General features: G+C 70.0%; 15 protein-coding genes. 5 read left to right on the top strand and 10 right to left on the bottom strand.

What is annotated here, in order from left to right; genetic code table 11:
- Positions 1–72 precede the first annotated feature (72 nt).
- From QFZ76_RS22780 to QFZ76_RS22740, 9 genes are read right to left on the bottom strand one after another with little or no spacing between them, the layout of a single operon-like run.
- Positions 73–735: an LUD domain-containing protein gene (locus QFZ76_RS22780; protein WP_307675485.1), complete on the bottom strand. Its 663-nt coding sequence runs from the start codon at positions 733–735 to the stop codon at positions 73–75.
- Positions 732–2264 (bottom strand): LutB/LldF family L-lactate oxidation iron-sulfur protein, encoded by a 1533-nt coding sequence (locus QFZ76_RS22775; RefSeq protein WP_307675484.1) that lies wholly within the window; start codon positions 2262–2264, stop codon positions 732–734. The genes QFZ76_RS22780 and QFZ76_RS22775 overlap by 4 nt, the downstream gene beginning before the upstream one ends.
- Complete coding sequence (locus tag QFZ76_RS22770) at positions 2261–3001, bottom strand: (Fe-S)-binding protein (RefSeq protein ID WP_307675483.1); 741 nt, start codon at positions 2999–3001, stop codon at positions 2261–2263. Before QFZ76_RS22770 ends, QFZ76_RS22775 begins: the two co-directional genes overlap by 4 nt.
- Positions 2992–3870: an amidohydrolase gene (locus tag QFZ76_RS22765; RefSeq protein ID WP_307675482.1), complete on the bottom strand. Its 879-nt coding sequence runs from the start codon at positions 3868–3870 to the stop codon at positions 2992–2994. The genes QFZ76_RS22770 and QFZ76_RS22765 overlap by 10 nt, the downstream gene beginning before the upstream one ends.
- Positions 3871–3875: 5 nt before the next feature.
- A complete protein-coding gene (locus QFZ76_RS22760; protein ID WP_307675481.1) occupies positions 3876–4187 on the bottom strand; it encodes an L-rhamnose mutarotase in 312 nt (103 codons plus the stop codon).
- The gene (locus tag QFZ76_RS22755; protein WP_307675480.1) at positions 4184–5182 is read right to left on the bottom strand and encodes an aldo/keto reductase; all 999 of its coding nucleotides are present in this window, start codon (positions 5180–5182) and stop codon (positions 4184–4186) included. The genes QFZ76_RS22760 and QFZ76_RS22755 overlap by 4 nt, the downstream gene beginning before the upstream one ends.
- Positions 5179–5937, bottom strand: coding sequence for an SDR family NAD(P)-dependent oxidoreductase (locus QFZ76_RS22750; RefSeq protein ID WP_307675479.1), 759 nt, complete (start codon positions 5935–5937; stop codon positions 5179–5181). Before QFZ76_RS22750 ends, QFZ76_RS22755 begins: the two co-directional genes overlap by 4 nt.
- Positions 5934–7271 (bottom strand): enolase C-terminal domain-like protein, encoded by a 1338-nt coding sequence (locus QFZ76_RS22745; protein ID WP_307675478.1) that lies wholly within the window; start codon positions 7269–7271, stop codon positions 5934–5936. Before QFZ76_RS22745 ends, QFZ76_RS22750 begins: the two co-directional genes overlap by 4 nt.
- A gap of 13 nt (positions 7272–7284) precedes the next feature.
- On the bottom strand, positions 7285–8136 hold the full coding sequence (locus QFZ76_RS22740; protein WP_307675477.1) for a fumarylacetoacetate hydrolase family protein: 852 nt from the start codon (positions 8134–8136) through the stop codon (positions 7285–7287).
- An 840-nt stretch (positions 8137–8976) separates the two neighbouring features.
- Here QFZ76_RS22740 and QFZ76_RS22735 point away from each other — a divergent pair.
- The 5 genes from QFZ76_RS22735 to QFZ76_RS22715 all read left to right on the top strand — a co-directional run bounded on the left by QFZ76_RS22735 (position 8977) and on the right by QFZ76_RS22715 (position 16938).
- The gene (locus QFZ76_RS22735) at positions 8977–10032 is read left to right on the top strand and encodes a sugar ABC transporter substrate-binding protein (RefSeq protein ID WP_307675476.1); all 1056 of its coding nucleotides are present in this window, start codon (positions 8977–8979) and stop codon (positions 10030–10032) included.
- Positions 10033–10130: 98 nt separating this feature from the next.
- Positions 10131–11723: a sugar ABC transporter ATP-binding protein gene (locus QFZ76_RS22730; RefSeq protein ID WP_307675475.1), complete on the top strand. Its 1593-nt coding sequence runs from the start codon at positions 10131–10133 to the stop codon at positions 11721–11723.
- 2 nt (positions 11724–11725) lie between these two features.
- A complete protein-coding gene (locus QFZ76_RS22725) occupies positions 11726–12769 on the top strand; it encodes an ABC transporter permease (RefSeq protein WP_307675474.1) in 1044 nt (347 codons plus the stop codon).
- 83 nt (positions 12770–12852) lie between these two features.
- On the top strand, positions 12853–13557 hold the full coding sequence (locus tag QFZ76_RS22720; RefSeq protein ID WP_307680103.1) for a FadR/GntR family transcriptional regulator: 705 nt from the start codon (positions 12853–12855) through the stop codon (positions 13555–13557).
- A 375-nt stretch (positions 13558–13932) separates the two neighbouring features.
- A complete protein-coding gene (locus tag QFZ76_RS22715; RefSeq protein WP_307675473.1) occupies positions 13933–16938 on the top strand; it encodes a hypothetical protein in 3006 nt (1001 codons plus the stop codon).
- A 770-nt stretch (positions 16939–17708) separates the two neighbouring features.
- On the opposite strand, the gene QFZ76_RS22710 is transcribed toward QFZ76_RS22715, so the two are convergent.
- Positions 17709–18716: a LacI family DNA-binding transcriptional regulator gene (locus QFZ76_RS22710; RefSeq protein ID WP_307675472.1), complete on the bottom strand. Its 1008-nt coding sequence runs from the start codon at positions 18714–18716 to the stop codon at positions 17709–17711.
- Positions 18717–18884: the final 168 nt, after the last annotated feature.

Here is an 18884-nt window from a genome sequence, read left to right as displayed (position 1 = left end):
AGCCGGATGCGTGGAGACACGCACGTCCGGTTCGGGTCGGCGGCTCGGGGAAACGGAATGGCGGCAACGTCGTCACCGCGCCCCGAGCCGACCGCACAGGGACAAGTCCTCGATCACCACGATGTCCAGCGTCCGCGGCCCGTGCACCCCTTCCACACGCTCCAGTTCGATGTCACTGGTGGCCGAGGGGCCGGAGACGAGGGTCAGAGGCCGCAGCGGATCGAGACGGCCGAGCGCCTCGGGCACGTCACCGGCGATCTGGCTCGACCGCACCACGCAGACATGCTGGTCCGGAAGCAGGGTCAGCGCCCGGCGGCCCTGGCCGGGGCCGCTGTCGAGCACCACCGTGCCCGTGACGGCGATGGCGCCGGCGGCGGTGGTGACCACCGCGTCCGCCGCGTCGAGTTGCCCGATACTCAGCGGTGGGACGTCCGCCAGCCGGGCCCAGTCACCAGGAGGCAGCAGGTCCTCGGGGAACCCCGGCGGGACCACCAGCGAGCGCGCTCCGGCCCGCGCAAGCGCGCGAGCGACAGCGGCGGCGGCCTCGCCCTCGGGCACGCGGACGACTGTGGCGCGGTAGTCGGCGGCTCGTTCGGCGAACAGCCCGACGACGTCCGGTCCGGCGTGGTCGGCGCCAGAACCCGGCGGCGCCGGGACAGCGTCGGGGGTCCCGGAGCGTGGCACGTCGCTCAGAGCGCCGCGAATGCTCCGCAGTACGGTGTCACGGCCGTTCATCGCCGCTCGCCTTCCTCTGTCGTACGGCTGTTTTCTCCAGGGCGACCGCGCGTGCGGCTTCCCTGTGGCGTGTCGCCGTCCCCTCTCGTACGGCGCCACCAGGCGCGCAGCGATTCCCGGGCCGGCGCGGGTGTGTCACGCGTTCCGGACCAGCGGGCGAACGGGCCGGGGAGGGCACCGATCCGTCCGTCGCGGGCCACCAGTCGGGCACCGAAGGCGCCGAGTCGCTGGGCTGCCGCCAGCCGCCGGGGCGAGGCCAGGACCGCGCCCGCGGCCTTCATCGCCAGCGCCTCCGGGGTGGGCAGCAGCCGGGCCGCGCGCTTCGCCTCGACCGCCTCGGCCCGCAGATGGACCAGCACCTCCGGAATGTTGATCTTCACCGGACAGGCGTCGTAGCAGGCCCCGCACAGCGTCGAGGCGAACGGCAGCGAGGCCGCCTGCTCGATGCCGACGAGCTGAGGGGTCAGTACCGCACCGATGGGACCGGGATACACCGAGCCGTAGGCGTGGCCGCCGGTGCGCTCGTACACCGGGCACACGTTCAGGCAGGCCGAGCAGCGGATGCAGGACAGCGCCTGGCGGCCCACCTCGTCGGCCAGGGTCGCGGTGCGGCCGTTGTCGAGGAGCACGAGGTGGAAGTACTGGGGCCCGTCGTCCTCGGTGACGCCGGTCCACAGCGAGGTGTAGGGGTTCATCCGCTCGCCCGTGGAGGAGCGTGGCAGCAGCTGGAGGAAGACGTCCAGGTCGGTGAAGGACGGCAGGACCTTCTCGATGCCCATGACGGTGATCAGTGTCTCCGGCAGGGTCAGGCACATCCGGCCGTTTCCCTCCGACTCGACGACGACCACGGTGCCGGTGTCCGCGGCGGCGAAGTTGGCGCCGGAGACGGCCACCTTGGCTCGCAGGAACTTCTCCCGCAGGTGCAGGCGGGCGGCTTCGGCGAGGTCGCGCGGATCGTCGGTGAGGCCCTCGGGGGCAGGCTTTCCCCAGGCGCCCATCTCCCGCTGGAAGATCTCCCGGATCTCGGAGCGGCCCCGGTGGATGGCCGGGACGAGGATGTGTGAGGGCCGGTCGTTGCCCAATTGGACGATGAGTTCGGCCAGATCGGTCTCGTACGCGCGGATCCCGGCCTCGGCGAGAGCCTCGTTGAGACCGATCTCCTGGGTGGCCATCGACTTGACCTTCACGACCTCGCTCTCCCCGGTGGCCTGAACCAGGTTGGTGACGATGCGGTTGGCCTCGGCGGCGTCGGCCGCCCAGTGGACGGTGCCGCCCGCGGCCGTCACCGCCTGCTCCAGACGCAGGAGATGCTGGTCCAGGTGCCGCAGGGTGCTCCGCTTGACGGCGGCAGCCCTCTCCCGCAGTTCCTCCCAGTCTTCGAGTTCGGCGGCGACGGCCAGACGCTTGTCGCGGATGGTGCCGGTCGCCCGGCGCAGGTTCGCCCGCTGTCGGGTGTCGGCCAGCGCGGTACGGGCCGCGTCGGGGAAGGCGGGAGCGCCGAGCCAGATGACGTTGTCGGCGCCGCTCATCGGACGCCTCCTTCCGTGGCGGCCAGGATTTCGGCCAGGTGCAGGGTTCCCACGCCGGTGCGCAGGCGGGACAGGCCGCCGCCGACATGGGTCAGACAGGAGTTGTCGCCCGCGCACAGGTACTCGGCGCCGGTGTCCAGCACGTGGCGCATCTTGTCGGCCAGCATGGCGTTCGACACGTCGGGGTTCTTCAGTGCGAAGGTGCCGCCGAAGCCGCAGCAGGACTCGGCGTCGGGCAGTTCGACCAGGTCGATGCCCTTGACGGCGCGCAGCAGTCGCAGCGGGCGGTCGCCGACCCTCAGCATGCGCAGCGAGTGGCAGGTGGGGTGGTAGGTGACACGGTGCGGGAAGTACGCGCCGACGTCGGTGACGCCGAGTACGTCGACCAGGAACTCCGACAACTCGTGGACCCGCGGCGCCACGCGTCCGACAGCCTCGCTGAGAGCGGCGTCTCCGTACTGGTCGGCCACCACAGCGTGGTAATCACGCACCATCCCCGCGCAGGATCCGGAGGGGGTGACGACGGCGTCGTACTCCTCGAAGACCTCGGCGAAGCGGCGCACCATGGGCAGGGTCTCGGGCCGGTAGCCGGTGTTGAAGTGCATCTGGCCGCAGCAGGTCTGTGCCTGGGGAAACTCCACGGTGTGGCCCAGCCGTTCCAGCAGTGTGATCACCGCCCGGCCGGTGCTCGGGAACATCGTGTCGTTGAAGCAGGTGATGAAGAGGGCTATGCGCATGGGGAGTTCCTGTGGAGGGGCAGGCCGTAGGTGCGTACGGCGGTGCCGGCGAGCACCTTCTGCCGTTCGGCGGGGTTGAGCCCGGCCGTCAGATCACCGGCGGTCTGGACGACTTCGGCATAGGTGGCGGCCGGCCGGCACACGGGCCGGTCGGAGCCGAACATCAGCCGCTCGGGACCGAAGGCGTCCAGCACGGTGTCGGCGTAGGGCTTGAGGTCGTCCACGCTCCAGAACCGGTCGGCCTCGGTGACCATGCCGGAGAGTTTGCAGACCGCGTTGGGCAGGGAGGCGAGCAGCCGGACCGCGTCCGCCCAGGGCTGGAGTTCACCGGAGGCGATGGGCGGTTTGCCGAGGTGGTCGAGGACGAAGGTGCAGCCGGGCAGGCGCCGGGCGGCCTCGACGGCAGCCGCCGGCTGATGGGGCTTCACCAGCAGGTCGTACACGAGCCCCGCCTCGGCGACCGCGGCCAGGCCGTTCCGCACGTCCGGGCTGAGCAGCCAGCCCGGATCGGGCTCGCCCTGGACCTGATGGCGGATGCTCACCAGGTGCTCGCCCCCTGGCGGTTCCCGGAGTCCGGCGAGGGCATCGGCGACACCGGGGGCGGTCAGGTCCGTCCAGCCGACGACTCCGGCCACCAACTCGCTCCGCGCGGCCAACGCCGGCAACTCAGGCGTCTCCTCCGGGACGGTGGCCGTCTGCACCAGCACGGTGGCGGTGACTCCTCCGGCCCGTGCCTCGGGTTCCAGGTCGGCGAGGGTGAAGTCGCGGCGCAGGGGCGTGAGTTCCTCACCGGTGATCCAGTCCTGGTCGCGCACGGACAGGTCCCACACATGGTGGTGGGCGTCGACGACGCCGGGGCCGGCACCCATGCCGGTCACAGCTCCCACACCACAGGCGGGGAGGCGTCGGCGCCGTCCGCCGAGTAGTCGTGGACGACCTCCAGCAGGTCGGTCATCCGGGCCTGCCAGGCGATGTTGACCGGGAGCTTCTCCAGCTCCGCGATCATCGCCGGGTAGTCATCCACCTCCAGGAGGTGGAACAGGTCGGTGCGGCTGCGCCAGATCGTCCACTGGCTCACTCCGGCGGCGCGGATGGCGGTGGTGAGTTCCTCGGGGACCTCGCGGTGTGCCGCCTCGTACTCCTCGACGCGGTCCGCGCGGACCGTGGTGTGCAGGGCGATCCTCACGACGGCTCCTTCGCCGGCAGAGGGACAGGCACCTCGGCGGGCAGGAGTCCTTCGGCGCGCAGGTCGTCCCAGACGGCGGTGGGCACGGACCGCCGTAGCAGTGCGACGGTGTCGTGCACCTCGTCGGCGGAGCGGGCGCCGGTCAGGACGCTCACCACGGCCGGATGGCCGAACGGGAAGCGCAGGGCGGCGGCACGCAGCGGGACGCCGTGGCGTTCGGTGACGGCCTTCAGTCGCAGCGCCCGGGCCAGGACGGGCTCCGGGACGGGCGCGTAGTCGTACGTGGCACTCGGCCGCGGGTCGGTCAGGAGGCCCGAGTTGAAGACCCCGCCGACGAGCACACTCCTGCCCCGGGCGGCGGCTTCGGGCAGCACCTCGGCGAGACCCTGCTGCTCCAGGAGGGTGTAGCGGCCGGCCAGCAGGACGGCGTCGACATCCGTTTCGCGCAGGAAGCGGGCGAGCAGGGCGGTCTGGTTCATGCCGACGCCGATGGCCCCCACGACGCCTTCGCCGCGCAGCCGCTCCAATGCCGGGTAGGCCTCGCCGAGAGCCTGATCGGTGTGGTCGTCGGGGTCGTGCAGCAGGGCGATGTCGACGCGGTCCAGGCCGAGCCGCTCCAGGCTGGCCTCCAGGGAGCGCAGGACACCGTCGGCGCTGAAGTCCCATACCCGGTGATGGGTCGCGGGGACGGCGAAGCCGCCTGCGAGGTCGTCGCCGTCGGTCTGCTGCGGCACCAGCAGCCGGCCGACCTTGGTGGAGACGGTGTACGTCTCCCGGGGGCGGCCGCGCAGCGCGGTACCGAGGCGCCGCTCGGACAGGCCGAGTCCGTAGTGCGGGGCGGTGTCGAAGGTGCGGATGCCCACGTCCCAGGCGGCGTTCACCGCGGCGGCGGCGGCCTCGTCGGTGACCGGGCGGTACAGGTTGCCGATGCCCGCCGCGCCGAAGGCGAGTTCCGTGACCCGGACACCACTCGTGCCCAGCGTCGTGGTTCTCATGAGCCGGCCGCCGGGCGCAGCCGAAGACCTTGCATGCCGCCGTCGACGGCGAGTGCGGTGCCGGTGACACTGGCGGCGGCGGGGCTCGCCAGGTAGACGATGGCGGCCGCGACCTCGTCCGCCGTGACCAGTCGGCCCATGGGCTGGCGGGCGTTCAGGGCAGCCCGCTCGGCGTCCGGGTCGTCGGCGGCGTCCAGCAGTCGGCCGACCCAGGGGGTGTCGGCGGTGCCGGGGTTGACGCAGTTGACGCGGATGCCCTCGCGGACGTGGTCGGCGGCCATGGCCAGGGTCAGCGAGAGCACGGCGCCCTTGCTGGCGGAGTACAGGGCGCGTTGCGGCAGTCCGGCGGTGGCGGCGATGGAGCAGGTGTTGACCACGGCCGCGTTCGGCGAGCGGCGCAGATACGGCAGGGCGGCGCGGGTGGTGCGGACGATCCCCAGGACATTGATGTCCAGGACGCCGTGCCACAGCTCGTCCGGGTTGTCCTCCACGGTGCCGGCCGCGCCGATGCCCGCGTTGTTCACGAGGATGTCGAGGCCGCCCATCTCGGTGGCCGCCTCCGCCACGGCGGTCCGCACCGACGCGTCGTCACTGACGTCGGCCTTGAAGCCGAGCAGAGGAGGCTGCGCTGCTGACGGGTCGAGGTCGAGTACGGCGACCCGGGCGCCCTGCGCGGCCAGTGTCCGGGCCGTGGCCAGCCCGATGCCGGAGGCGCCGCCGGTGACGAGGGCCCTGAGTCCTGACAGCCCGGTCATGCGATCTGCTCCTGTCCGGCGAGGTCGGCGGCCCAGAAGGCGCCGTCCGGGTAGCGGTACTCGGCGATGGACGTCGTGTGCATGGTGGCGGAGAAGCCGGGCGCGAGCGGCGCGGCGTAGTGGCCGTCGGCGATCGCCACAGGGTCGGTGAAGTGCTCGTGGAGGTGGTCGACGTACTCGATGACGCGGTCCTCGGTGGTGCCGGACAGGGCGAGGTAGTCGAACATCGACAGGTGCTGGACGAGTTCGCACAGTCCTACTCCCCCGGCGTGCGGGCACACCGGTACGCCGAACTTGGCGGCGAGCAGCAGGATCGCCAGGTTCTCGTTGACGCCGCCCACTCGCGCGGCGTCGATCTGCAGGACGTCGATGGAGCCGGCCTGCAGCAGTTGCTTGAAGACGATGCGGTTCTGCACGTGTTCGCCGGTGGCGACCTTCACGGGTGAGACGCCCCGGCGTACGGCCGCGTGGCCGAGGATGTCGTCGGGGCTGGTGGGTTCCTCGATCCAGTACGGGTCGAAGGCGGCGAGCGCGTTGGTCCAGTCGATGGCCTCGTCGATGTTCCAGCGCTGGTTGGCGTCTATGGCGATCCGGATGCCGTCGCCGACGGCAGCTCGGGCAGCGCGCATCCGGCGGATGTCGTCGTCCAGGTCGGCGCCGACCTTGAGCTTGATCTGGGTGAAGCCGTCGGCGACGGCCTGCTTCGCGAGCCGGGTGAGCTTCTCGTCGGAGTAGCCGAGCCAGCCGGGCGAGGTGGTGTAGCCGGGGTAGCCGTGCTCCAGCAGCACAGCCTCGCGCTCCGCCAGTCCGACACGCCCCTCGGTGAGCAGACGGACGGCCTCCTCAGGGGTGAGGGCGTCGGCGATGTAGCGGAAGTCGACCTGGGACGCCAGCCACTCAGGATCGGCATGGGCGAGCAACCGCCACAGTGGCTGGCCCTGCCGCTTGGCGGCCAGGTCCCATACGGCGTTGACGACGGCGCCGATCGCCATGTGCATCACGCCCTTCTCGGGCCCGAGCCAGCGCAGCTGGCTGTCCCCGATCAGGTCCCGGTTCAGCGAGCCGGGGTCGGCGCACAGCTCGTCGACGGAGCGGCCGAGCAGATGAGGACGCAGGGCGTTGACCGCGGCGACCTGCACGTCGTTGCCGCGTCCGATGGTGAAGGTGAAGCCATGGCCCTCGAGCCCGTCGCCGGCGTCGGTGCGCAGCACCACATAGGCGGCGGAGTAGTCGGGATCCGGATTCATCGCATCCGAGCCGTCCAGCTCACGCGAGGTGGGGAACCGGATGTCGTAGGTGTCGACAGCGACGATCCGGGCGGAGATTGCGGACAAGGGGAGCTGCCTTTCAGGCTTGGGCGAAGGTCTGGCGCTGGTCGCCGAGTCCGTCGATGGCGAGGTCGACCGTGTCACCGGCACGGAGATAGGGGGTGCCGGGCAGACCGAGGGCCACGCCCGCGGGCGTACCGGTGTTGATCACGTCACCCGGTTCCAGGACCATGTACTGGCTCAGGTACGACACGATGCGGTCGACAGGGAAGATCATGTCGCGGGTGTGTCCCTGCTGCCGCTTCACGCCGTTGACACTCAGGTGCAGTGCGAGGTCCTGCGGGTCACCGATCTCGTCGGCGGTGACCAGCCACGGGCCGAGCGGGTTGAAGGTCTCGCATGACTTGCCCAGGTCCCACTGCGGGGAGTACTCCAGCTGGAACTCACGCTCCGAGACGTCATGACTGACGGCATAGCCCGCGATCACCGCACGGGCGGCCTCCGGTCCGTCCAGGTAACGCGCCCGGCGACCGATGACGACCGCGAGTTCCACCTCCCAGTCGGTCTTGACGGAACCGCGCGGGATCAACACCTCGTCGTACGGGCCGACGACGGTGCCCGGGTCCTTCATGAAGACCACCGGACGCGGAGGTATCGCGGCGCCGGTCTCGCCCGCGTGGTCGCGGTAGTTCAGCCCGACGCAGACGATCTTGCCGGGACGGGCCACGGGCGCGCCGATCCGCAGGCCGGCGGGGTCCAGCTCCGGCAACGACCTCTCCGCGACGGCGGCACGCAGCCGCTCCAGTCCCCCGGAGCCCAGGAACGTGCCGTCGATGTCGGCGGTGACAGGAGATGCGTCGAGCAGTCGGCCGTCTTCGGTGCGGACGGCAGGCCGCTCCTCGCCGGGAGCTCCGAGTCGTAGCAGTTTCAACGGGAACAGCTCCTTGCCGTGGGTTCGGTGGGTGACGACCGGCCGCACCGGACGGCGGGCCGCCCCCGGCGCCCGGGTCTAGCGGGCGGGGCGTAGGGAGAAGACGCGCCCACGTCACCGAGTCATCGGATGTCTGGCGCACGGTGACTGTAGATGGCAGAAGCCCGAGTGGCAATGCAGTCCTCGGAGGTTTGGCCTCTTCTCCATGTGACACAAGGGACAACATCCCAACTTTTCCCATCAATGATCACCGGGTGGCGGCACGGCCTCCGATGAATCTGTCCCACTCTCACTCGAAGCTCCCCCGCCGCGGCGGCCCAGTACGGCCCGGAGAAGGTGTGGTGGTCGAGGTCGCCTTTCTGCATGTCGGGACCGGCCGGCGACCCGGGCACCGGGATCAAGGGCGGGCTGCGGGGCGACGTTGCCGAATCGTAAGACGCTGTCGCCACGCAGTGACCTCGCACAAAAACCGCAGGTCAACGGCGTCAGCGTGGAGTCAGGAGAGCTTGCGGACCCGCTCTGTCGCCCTAGGCCCGCGAAGCCGCGCGACTCAAGGGCGGAAGACTCTTGTCAATCCCGGCAACCTCGCCGTAACGTCCTCACCGCCTGGTATACATCGGAGGACTCAACGGCTTCCCGTTGATGCCGTCACCGCCTCGGGCATCGGCCTCACCCATCCACACCCATCCCCTGGGAAGCAGGGTCCCGCTACAGCCGCCCTCCGGCCCCGCTCCTTTCGGCGACCTCACTCCTTTCCCGCTCCCCCCGCGGGAAGAAGCCGCCGCCCCGTCCCACCGTCGCCCTGCGGCTCCCTGCCCGGGCTAAGGAGAGAACACGGTCATGAAGCTCGCTCGTACCCGCTCCACCGCCGCAGCCGCCACCGCCGTCCTCGCGGTGCTGGCCCTCGCCACCGCCTGCAACCGGGAGAGCACGGCCTCCACCCAGACCTCGGGCGGCGACAAGCCGGCCATCGGCATCGACCTGCCCCGTTCGGACTCCGACTTCTGGAACTCCTACGCGGACTACGTGAAGAAGGACATCGACAAGGACGGCATCAAGGCACTGCCGCTGAGCAACTCGCAGAACGACGTCACCAAGCTGGTCGCCAACGTCCAGGTCTTCGAGAACACCGGGGCCAAGGCCGTGGTCATGGCGCCCCAGGACACCGGCGCCATCGCCTCCACCCTCGACGCCCTCGCGGCGAAGAAGATCCCGGTCGTGAGCGTCGACACCAGACCCGACAAGGGCGATGTCTACATGGTCGTACGCGCCGACAACAGGGCCTACGGCACCAAGGCGTGCGAGTTCCTCGGCAAGCAGCTGGGCGGCACGGGCAAGGTGGCAGAACTCCAGGGCGCCCTGGACTCCATCAACGGACGCGACCGCTCCGAAGCGTTCGCCGCGTGCATGAAGGAGAAGTTCCCGAAGATCACTGTCTTCGAGCTGCCCACCGACTGGAAGGGCGACGTCGCCTCCGCCAAGCTGCAGAGCCTGCTCGCCCAGCACCCCGACCTCAACGGCATCTACATGCAGGCCGGCGGCGTCTTCCTGCAACCGACCCTGGCGCTGCTGCAGCAGAAGGGCCTGCTCAAGCCGGCCGGCGAGAAGGGCCACATCAGCATCGTCTCCAACGACGGCATCCCGCAGGAGTTCGACGCGATCCGCAAGGGCCAGATCGACGCCACCATCTCCCAGCCCGCCGACCTCTACGCCAAGTACGCGCTCTTCTACGCGCAGGCCGCGGCCGAGGGCAAGACGTTCAAGCCGGGTGCGACGGACCACGGCTCCACCATCATCAAGCTCCCCAACGGCCTGGAAGACCAGCTGCCCGCGCCCCTGGTGACCAAGAAGACCGTGGACGACACGTCCCTGTGGGGCAACAACATCAGCCGGTGACCGACCGGCCGACGGCTGAGCGGAGGGACGGGCAGGATCTCGTCCCTCCGCCTCGCTCGACACATCCCCCGTACTCGTACACAAGGACGGTATCCACCATGGCGGACACCGCGACCGCCCCGGCGAACGGCACGCGCGGCCAGGCCCCGGTGGCCGAGGCGACCGGTATCAGCAAACGATTCGGCGCCACCGTCGCGCTGCGCGACGCCCGCATCACCATCGCCCCGGGCGAGTCGCACGCCTTGGTCGGACGCAACGGCGCGGGCAAGTCCACGCTCGTGTCCATCCTCACCGGCCGCCAGCAGCCGGACACCGGGTCGCTGCGCTTCTCGGGCGAAACGGCACCCGCTTTCGGCGACACCGACGCCTGGCGCTCCCGCGTCGCCTGCGTCTACCAGCGGTCCACGATCATCCAAGAGCTGAGCGTGGCGGAGAACCTCTTCCTGGACCGGCAGAGCCCCGCCGCACTGCGGCCCATCCGCTGGAAGCAGCTACGGCAGCGGGCCGAACAGCTCCTCGGCGAGTACGGCGTGGACATCGACCCCACCGCCCGGGCCCGGGACCTCACGGTCGAGCAGCGCCAGTTCATCGAGATCGCCCGGGCGCTGTCCTTCGGCGCCCGTTTCATCATCCTCGACGAGCCGACCGCGAAGCTGGACGCCCGCGGCATAGCGCGTCTCTTCGACAAGCTCCGCGATCTCCAGCGGCAGGGTGTCGCCTTCCTGTTCATCTCCCACCATCTGCAGGAGGTCTACGACCTCTGCGCCACGGTCACCGTCTACCGGGACGCGGCCCATATCCTGACCGCGCCCGTGGCCGAACTCGGCCACCAGGCCCTGGTGGAAGCCATGACCGGTGAGACGGCTTCCGCGGCGGCCGCGGCCGGCTCCGCGTCCGTGCGGCCCGACGCCGAGGAGCTGCTGACGATCGAGGGCCTGACCCTGTCCGACGCCTGCCGGGACCTGTCCCTGTCCGTGCGAGCGGGCGAAGTGGTGGGGCTGGCCGGTGCCGCCGCCAGCGGAAACGTGCAGTTGGGCGAGACCGTCGCAGGTCTGCATCGCCCCGACGCCGGCCGGATCTCGGTGGGCGGCCATGAGGTCCGTAGCGGCAGTGTGCCGAGGGCGCTCGCCGCGGGGGTCGGGCTGGTCCCCGAGGACCGCCACCTCCAGGGCCTGGTCAACAACCGCAGTGTCGCGGAGAACGCGACACTGACGGTCACCGACCAGCTTGGGCCGTTCGGCACCGTGCTGCCCTCACGCACCAGGTCCTTCGCCCAGCGCATGATCCAGGGCCTCGACATCAAGACGCCGGGGGCCGCGACCCCGGTCTCCGCCCTGTCCGGCGGCAACCAGCAGAAGGTCGTCGTCGCCCGCGCGCTGGCCACCGACCCGCAGGTCCTGGTGGCCATCCGGCCCACCAACGGGGTCGACGTCAAGTCCAAGGAGTTCCTCCTCGGCCGGATCCGCCAGGTCGCCGACGGCGGGAAGGCGGCCCTGATCGTCTCCGACGAGCTGGACGACCTCAAGGTGTGCGACCGCGTGATCGTCATGTTCCACGGGCGGGTGGTCGCGGAGTTCGACCGCGGCTGGAAGGACGAACACCTGGTCGCTGCCATGGAAGGCGTGTCGGGAACGCCAACCGCATCCCCCACCGAACAGACCGACGCCTCGCGACACGAGCACGGAAGGTAGCCATGTCCGCCACCACAGACGTCACCGAAGCCACCGTGGCGGAGAAGCAGCCCGCCACCGAGACCGCCCCCCGCCGCGGCCTCCACCTCGGCAGATTCCGAGAACTGTCGCTCGTCCCCGCCATCCTGGTGCTGGGCCTGATCGGGTTCATCGTCTCGCCGGCCTTCCTCACCGCCGACAACCTCATCGGCGTGGCCCAGCAGTCCACGGAGCTGAGCCTCCTGGTCCTCGCCACCGCGCTGATCCTGATCTGCGGGCGGATGGACCTGTCGCTGGAGTCCACGATCGGTGTCGCCCCCGTCATCGCCGTGTGGCTGGTGCTGCCCAGCACCGGAGGACGCTTCACCGGGCTCGGGCTGTTCCCCGAGTGGACGGCGATACCGCTGTGCCTGCTCGTCGGAGCACTGATCGGCGCCGTCAACGGCTTCCTCATCCTCAAGCTCCGCCTGAACGGGTTCATCGTCACCCTCGGCGGCCTCACCATGCTGCGCGGCCTCCAGGTGGCGCTGTCCGAGGGCCAGTCCATCGTGGACCTGCCCTCCTCCTTCACCTACCTCGGCAAGACAGCCTGGCTGGGCGTGCCGGCAGCCATCTGGATCTGCGCACTGCTGTTCGCACTCGGCAGCAGCGCCCTGGCCTGGCTGCGCCACGGGCGGGCGCTCTACGCGATCGGCGGCAACTCCGAGGCCGCCCGCACCGCCGGCATCCGCGTCGACCGGATCGTATGGATCGTCCTCATCCTCGGCAGCGTGCTCGCCGCGTTCGCCGGCATCCTCTACAGCGGCCACTACGGCTCCATCTCCGCCACCCAGGGCAGCGGCTGGATCTTCCAGGTCTTCGCCGCGACCGTCATCGGCGGGGTCAGCCTCAACGGCGGCAAGGGGTCCGTGTTCGGCGCCCTCACCGGTGTCCTGACCCTGCAACTCGTCGTCAACGTCATGACCCTGGCGGGCGTGCCGCCGCTGTGGAACCAGTTCCTCAACGGGGCCATCATCATCGTCGCGCTGATCATCTCCCGCTTCGCCTCCGGCGAGAAGCAGGAGTAGACGCCATGCGACGCGGCTCCCCCCGGACCCCGCCAGGGCTCGCGCGGAGCCGCCCCTGTCCGCCCGGCATGAAAGGCACCCCCATGGCGCTGACCGACGAGGCGATGGACCAGATCAAGGCCATGATCGTGCGGGGTGATCTCGCCCCGGGCTCCCGCCTGCCCAGGGAGGACGACCTCGCGGACCAGCTCGGCCTGTCCCGCAACTCGCTGCGCGAGGCGGTCCGGGCGCTGACCGCCATGCGGATCCTCGTGGCCCGGCAGGGCGACGGTACCTATGTGTCGAGCCTGGAACCCCACCTGCTCCTCGAAACGCTGTCCTTCGCCGCCGACGTCTCCCAGGGGCGGACCGCCCTGCAACTGCTCCAGGTGCGCCGACTCCTGGAACCGCAGGCGACCGGGCTGTCCGCGGCCCTGCTGACCCCCGAGGACCTCCAGGCGCTGCGCGGCATACTCGACCAGTGCCGGGCCGCGGCCACCGTCGAGGAATTCGTCGCCCACGACATCGAGTTCCATCTGCGGATCGTGGAAGCGGTCGGCAACCCGGTCCTCTCCATGTTGCTGCGGGTGCTCTCCACCCGTACCCAGCGGGTGCGGATCGTGCGGGGCAGTCAGATCCAGCAGGCTCTGGAAAACGCGCACCACGAGCACGAGGAAATCTTCCGTGCCCTCCGGACACGGGACGCACTCCTCGCTGTCTCCGCCGCTACGGTCCATGTCGCCGCCGTCGAGCAGTGGCTGGCGAGGAGCCTCGGTGCGGACAAAGCTCCCCAGGGCCCCGATGGGTGAGACGTCGGAGCTCCCCGAGAACCTGCTGCCGGACAGACCACGGACTGCCGCAGCCACGCCTGCCCCTGCCGGGAGAAGGAAGCCGCCGCCCGCGTCGGGCCGGGGGCCTTGCCCGGGCTTCGGCGGCGGGACGACGCGCCCGTCGTGCGCCCCGCAGACCCCCGCCCGGACCCCGCCGGGGTACCGGCACACCAGAGAGTGGTGTCCGGGCTTTCGGATTCCTTCCCTCGCTGTTCCGTATGGCCGCCGAAAGTCCCCCGACCCTTGTGGCCCTCAGCTCTTGCCCGCCCCCGACCAGTCATAGCCAGCACATGACGTTCAACCCCTGTCGCGTCCTCCAACGGGTCGCAACCGCACTCTCCTGAAGGAGCATCAATGCTGCTGTTCCGCCGCAGATCCGTCCGCGGTATCGGCACGGTAGGCGCCGTGCTGATCGCCGCGCTCGCGGTCGCGATCCCCCCAGCGTCCGCCGCCACGCCGACCCTGCTGTACGCGTCGCCCACCGGCTCGGGCACCGCCTGCACGCTCAGCGCGCCCTGCAGCCTGGACGGCGCCAAGAGCAAGGTGCGGGACCTGGTCTCCGGGATGGCCGCCGACATCGACGTCTCTCTCCGCGGAGGCACCTACCGGCTGTCGGAGGCGTTCACCCTCGGGCCCTCGGACTCCGGAAAGAACGGCTACAAGGTCGTCTACGCCGCCTATCCGGGCGAGAAGCCGGTATTCAACGGCGCCCGGAAGGTCACCGGGTTCTCGGTGTACGACAGCGCCAAGAACATCTACCGCGCCTCGGTGCCGGTCGGCACGCAGAGCCGCCAGCTGTTCGTCGACGGGGTGCGCGCCCAGCGGGCCCGCGGCCCGCTCAACCCGGGAGGCTTCACCCTCAGCGGGTCCAGCTTCACCACCAGCGACACCTCCTACGCGTCGTTCACCAACACATCCTCGGTCGAGGTCGCGTACGACAAGGACTGGAAGCACATGAGGTGCCCGCTGGCGAGCATCACCGTGCCCAGCGGTGGTGGGTCCAGCCTGAACGTCGCCCCTGCCTGCTTCGTGAACAACAACACCTCGGTGGTCAACCGGGGCTTCCCCTTCAACGGTGCCGGCCTGCCCAAGCTGGGCGGCGTCACCTGGGTGGAGAACGCCTACCAGCTGCTCGACCAGAAGGGCGAGTTCTATCTGGACAGTGCGGCCGGCTACGTCTACTACATGCCGCGCACGGGTGAGGATCTCAGCACCGCGGACGTGGAACTTCCCGTCCTGGAGAAGCTGGTGGACGCGAGCGGAACCCCAGGACACCTGACCCCGGTCAACGACAGCGACCCGGGCGTCACCTACACCGGCGCCTGGACCACCTCCACCGGCCGCCCCTACGGTGACCTTTACGCCGACGTGCACGCCACCACCGCCAACGGCGACTCGGTGAGCTACACCTTCACCGGCACCGGCCTGGACGTACTCTCCGAGGTCAACACCGACGGGGGCGGCATCGACGTCTACGTCGACGGCACCAAGACCCAGAGCGTGACCGCGGCCGGCTCCACCAGGCTCGCCCAGCAGGTCGTCGCCTCCGTGTCCGGCCTGACCAAGGGCCAGCACACCGTCAAGCTGGTCAAGACCGGTGGCACCTACATGGTGATCGACGGCTTCACCGTCATCCCCGACACCATGGCCCCGGTCCACGACATCACCTTCCAGGGCCTCACCTTCGCCTACACCACCTGGAAGCTGCCCTCCACCGTCGGCTACATCGACAACCAGGCCGGCGTGCTCTGGGACGCCGACACCCAGGCCCCGCTCCGCATCCCGGCGGCCGTCCAGATCCACCGTGGCTCCCGCATCGGCTTCACCGGCAACGAGATCACCCACACCGGCGGCAACGGCGTCGACCTGGCCGACGGTACGCAGAACACCGCGGTCACCGGCAACTACATCCACGACACCTCCGGCGGCGGCGTCTACGCCGGCGAGGTCGACGACTACTACCTCACCGACACCGCCCGGATGACCACCGGCGACACCATCTCGCAGAACTGGATCGAACACGTCGCCCTGGACTACCGCGACGCGGTCGGCATCTGGGGTGGCTACACCCGCGATCTGACCATCGCGAACAACGACATCGGCCACACTCCGTACTCCGGGATATCGCTCGGCTGGGGCTGGGGCTACGCCTCCCCATGCAGCATGCAGTCGGCCCAGGGCCTGACCACCTGCCGTCACGGCACGATCTACGCCGGTCACAACCAGATCCTGAACAACCACGTCCACGACGTGATGAACGTGCTGCACGACGGCGGCCCGATCTACACCAACGGCGGCCAGGGCAACGGCGACGGCTCCGCCACCTCCGTGACCTCGGGCAACCTGCTGGAGGTGACCAACCACACCAACCAGGTGCTCTACCACGACGAGGGCAGCTCCTACTGGAACACCCACGACAACGTCGTGCGCCTCGGAGGGGGCAACTGGGTCGGCATGTGGACGCCGACCATCCACGACAACAACATCCACGACAACTACGCCGACCGCTCGCATTACGACAACCGGGGCACCAACATCACCCTGGTCCAGTCGACGATCGTCTCCGGCGGCGCCTGGCCCGCCGCGGCCCGGGCGATCATCGCCGCGGCCGGACCGACAGCCGCGTACCAGCCGCTCACCGGCCTGGTCGACGACGACGACACGGCGATCAGCTACACCGGTTCCTGGAGCGCCAGCGGTTACCGGGGCCTCGGCGACCTCCACGACGCCCTGCACGCCACCGCGGCCAACGGCGACAGCGCCACCCTGACCTTCACCGGCACCGGGGTCTCCGTGATCGGGGAGAAGAACAGTGACCAGGGCCAGATCGAGGTCTTCGTCGACGGCACCTCCAAGGGCCAGTTCGACACCTCCGCCACCACCCGCCAGGCGCAGCAGACCGTCTACGGCGTGAGCGGTCTGACCGCAGGCAGCCACACCATCCAGGTCGTGAAGCGCAGCGGCTCCTTCGCCACTGTGGACGGCTTCGAGGTCACCGGCGTGTACAACGACACCGCCTCCGCCATCACCTACACCGGACCGTCCTGGAGGGCCTACACTAACCGCGGCCTCGGCGACTACCAGGACGACGTCCATGCCGCCACGGTCAACGGCGACTCGGTCACGGTCACCTTCACCGGCACCGGAATCGACCTGGTCACCGAGACGAACTCCGACGAAGGCACGGTCGCGGTCTCGCTTGACGGAGCCTCACAGAGCACCGTCAACGCCAACGCCGCCAGCCGCCACGTCCAACAGACCGTCTACACCGTGAGCGGTCTGGTCCAAGGGCGACACAGCCTCACCCTCACCAAGACCGGAGGCTCTTACCTTGTGATCGACCGGTTCGACGTGCGGTGACCCACCGCGGCTCCCCGCTCCCGGCGGGTTCCGGATTCGTCGGGAGCGGGGTGGTCGGACCGCACTCACAAGACGCACCACGATGCCTCAAGCGCGTCTGGGTACCGGTCTCGACGCACACATAGTCCAGGCCGGTAACGAGGCGATCCCACGTTCGTCGCTGCTGTATGTCCGAGCGTGACCTAGGCGTCCCGCTCATGATGCTGTTGGTGATCCTTGTCCCGGCGGTTCTGCACGAGGATGTCCAGGACGTTGCCGTCCTGGTCGACGGCCCGCCACCGGTTCTCCAGCCACTTTCCGGAGGTCGTGGCCGGGGTCGTGCATCTGCCGGACGCGACCGCGCTGGACGGCGTTATGTGACCTGTATGGGTGTCTCACACCCAGAGTGTCTCGGGCGGCGCACCCTCGTAAACGAGAGGCGCAGATGCCCGCCCGGCCCGCCACCGAACGCGACGAAGACGCGATCACCGCATGGCGGGATGTGACCTGGCAGGAGGTGAATCCTCCGGGCGGCGACCGGTGCGTTCATCTGCTTCGAAGACGAAGCGGCCGTGACCGGCCGTCCGCCCAAGGGCCGCACCTGGGGCCGGCGCGGCAACTTCCTACGCGTGGGGCGCCCTTCGCCCACGAGCCCGGACGAGCCCTTCGTTCCCGATGCCACGGCCGGGTGACAGTTTGGAGCGGAGTGCCGTCACCCGTTCGCGGACGCCCTTCAGGCGCCGCCCTCACGCCCTGCCTGGTTCGCGGCGAGCCGGTGCGGCATCGCAGGGTCACGCCGTGCCGCCGCCGGGGGGGGCGGTGGAGTTGCGCACCACGAGTTCGGTGCCCACCTCCATGTGCTCCATGAGTAGCCTCTGCCCGTCGATGAGGGACAGCAGCGCGCGGGCGGCCTTCTGGCCCATGTCGTGCAGCGGCTGACGCACGGTGGTCAGGCCGGGGAAGCTCTGCGCCGCCTGTGGGAGGTCGTCGAAGCCGACGACCGAGAGGTCGGCGGGCACGCTGAGGCCGCGCGCCCGTGCGGCGTCGACGGCGCCGAGCGCCAGCAGATCGGCGCCGGCGACGATCGCCGTCGGCTGGTGATCGGCGATCAGGCGCATGGCGGCGCGGAAGCCGCTGGCATAGGAGAAGTCGCACGAGTCGACGAGCCGTTCGTCGACGTCCAGCCCGGCGAGCCGCATCGCGTCCTGGAAGCCCTGGAAGCGGATGGACGTGCTCTCGAGTTCGTCCAGGCCGCGGAGGTAGGCGATCCGGGTGTGCCCCAGGTCGATCAGGTGCTGGGTGCCCAGGCGCATGCCGTGGTAGTTGTCGACGCTGAGACGGGGCAGCGGTACGTCCATGCGCCGCGGGTCGATGATGACGCAGGGCACGGTCTGCCGACGCAGCAGCGCGACCGTCTCGTCCTCCAGGACCGGCGCGATCATGAGCATCCCGTCGACGAGGCCACGTCCCAGGAACTCGATCCGGTCCTTCTCCCGCACCGCGTCGTGGTAGGTGGCGTTGACGAGCAGCTCCTGTTCGGCACTGGCCAGCTCGTCGGCGACGCCGCGCAGGATCTCCAGCCCGTACTGGCTGGTCAGGTCCAGCGCTATCAGTCCGACGAGCCCGCTGCGTCCGCCCTTGAGGTTGCGGGCCGCGACATTCGGCCGGTATCCGAGCCGGCCGGCCACCTCCAGGACGCGGCGCCGGGTGTCCTCGGAGGCCCCCGGCTTGCCGTTCATGACGTTGGACACCGTCATCGCGGAGACGCCGGCCTCCTCAGCCACCTGCGCGATGGTCACCCGCCCTGCCACCCCTTGCCCCCCTCTGTCCGCCGACCGCTGTCGGGCTCCCAACCCGCTTCCCGAGTCTGGCTACTGTAACGATAAGGCTGGCTGATCGTCAACAAAACCCAGCCTGCACGCCTGGCAGACCGGCGATTTGGACCATCAGGTCGAGCACGGAAAGTT

The sequence above is a fragment of the Streptomyces sp. V4I2 genome (assembly GCF_030817655.1).
Classification (GTDB): domain Bacteria; phylum Actinomycetota; class Actinomycetes; order Streptomycetales; family Streptomycetaceae; genus Streptomyces; species Streptomyces plumbiresistens.
This window is presented reverse-complemented; position numbering and strand designations above follow the sequence as displayed.

Excerpts from the sequence above, each read along its gene's own strand:
- QFZ76_RS22730 (WP_307675475.1), top strand. The coding sequence starts at position 10,131 with ATGGCGGACACCGCGACCGCCCCGGCGAACGGCACGCGCGGCCAGGCC.
- QFZ76_RS22720 (WP_307680103.1), top strand. The coding sequence starts at position 12,853 with ATGGCGCTGACCGACGAGGCGATGGACCAGATCAAGGCCATGATCGTG.
- QFZ76_RS22725 (WP_307675474.1), top strand. The coding sequence starts at position 11,726 with ATGTCCGCCACCACAGACGTCACCGAAGCCACCGTGGCGGAGAAGCAG.
- QFZ76_RS22755 (WP_307675480.1), bottom strand. The coding sequence starts at position 5,182 with ATGAGAACCACGACGCTGGGCACGAGTGGTGTCCGGGTCACGGAACTC.
- QFZ76_RS22765 (WP_307675482.1), bottom strand. The coding sequence starts at position 3,870 with ATGGGTGCCGGCCCCGGCGTCGTCGACGCCCACCACCATGTGTGGGAC.
- QFZ76_RS22735 (WP_307675476.1), top strand. The coding sequence starts at position 8,977 with ATGAAGCTCGCTCGTACCCGCTCCACCGCCGCAGCCGCCACCGCCGTC.
- QFZ76_RS22750 (WP_307675479.1), bottom strand. The coding sequence starts at position 5,937 with ATGACCGGGCTGTCAGGACTCAGGGCCCTCGTCACCGGCGGCGCCTCC.
- QFZ76_RS22715 (WP_307675473.1), top strand. The coding sequence starts at position 13,933 with ATGCTGCTGTTCCGCCGCAGATCCGTCCGCGGTATCGGCACGGTAGGC.
- QFZ76_RS22770 (WP_307675483.1), bottom strand. The coding sequence starts at position 3,001 with ATGCGCATAGCCCTCTTCATCACCTGCTTCAACGACACGATGTTCCCG.
- QFZ76_RS22780 (WP_307675485.1), bottom strand. The coding sequence starts at position 735 with ATGAACGGCCGTGACACCGTACTGCGGAGCATTCGCGGCGCTCTGAGC.
- QFZ76_RS22775 (WP_307675484.1), bottom strand. The coding sequence starts at position 2,264 with ATGAGCGGCGCCGACAACGTCATCTGGCTCGGCGCTCCCGCCTTCCCC.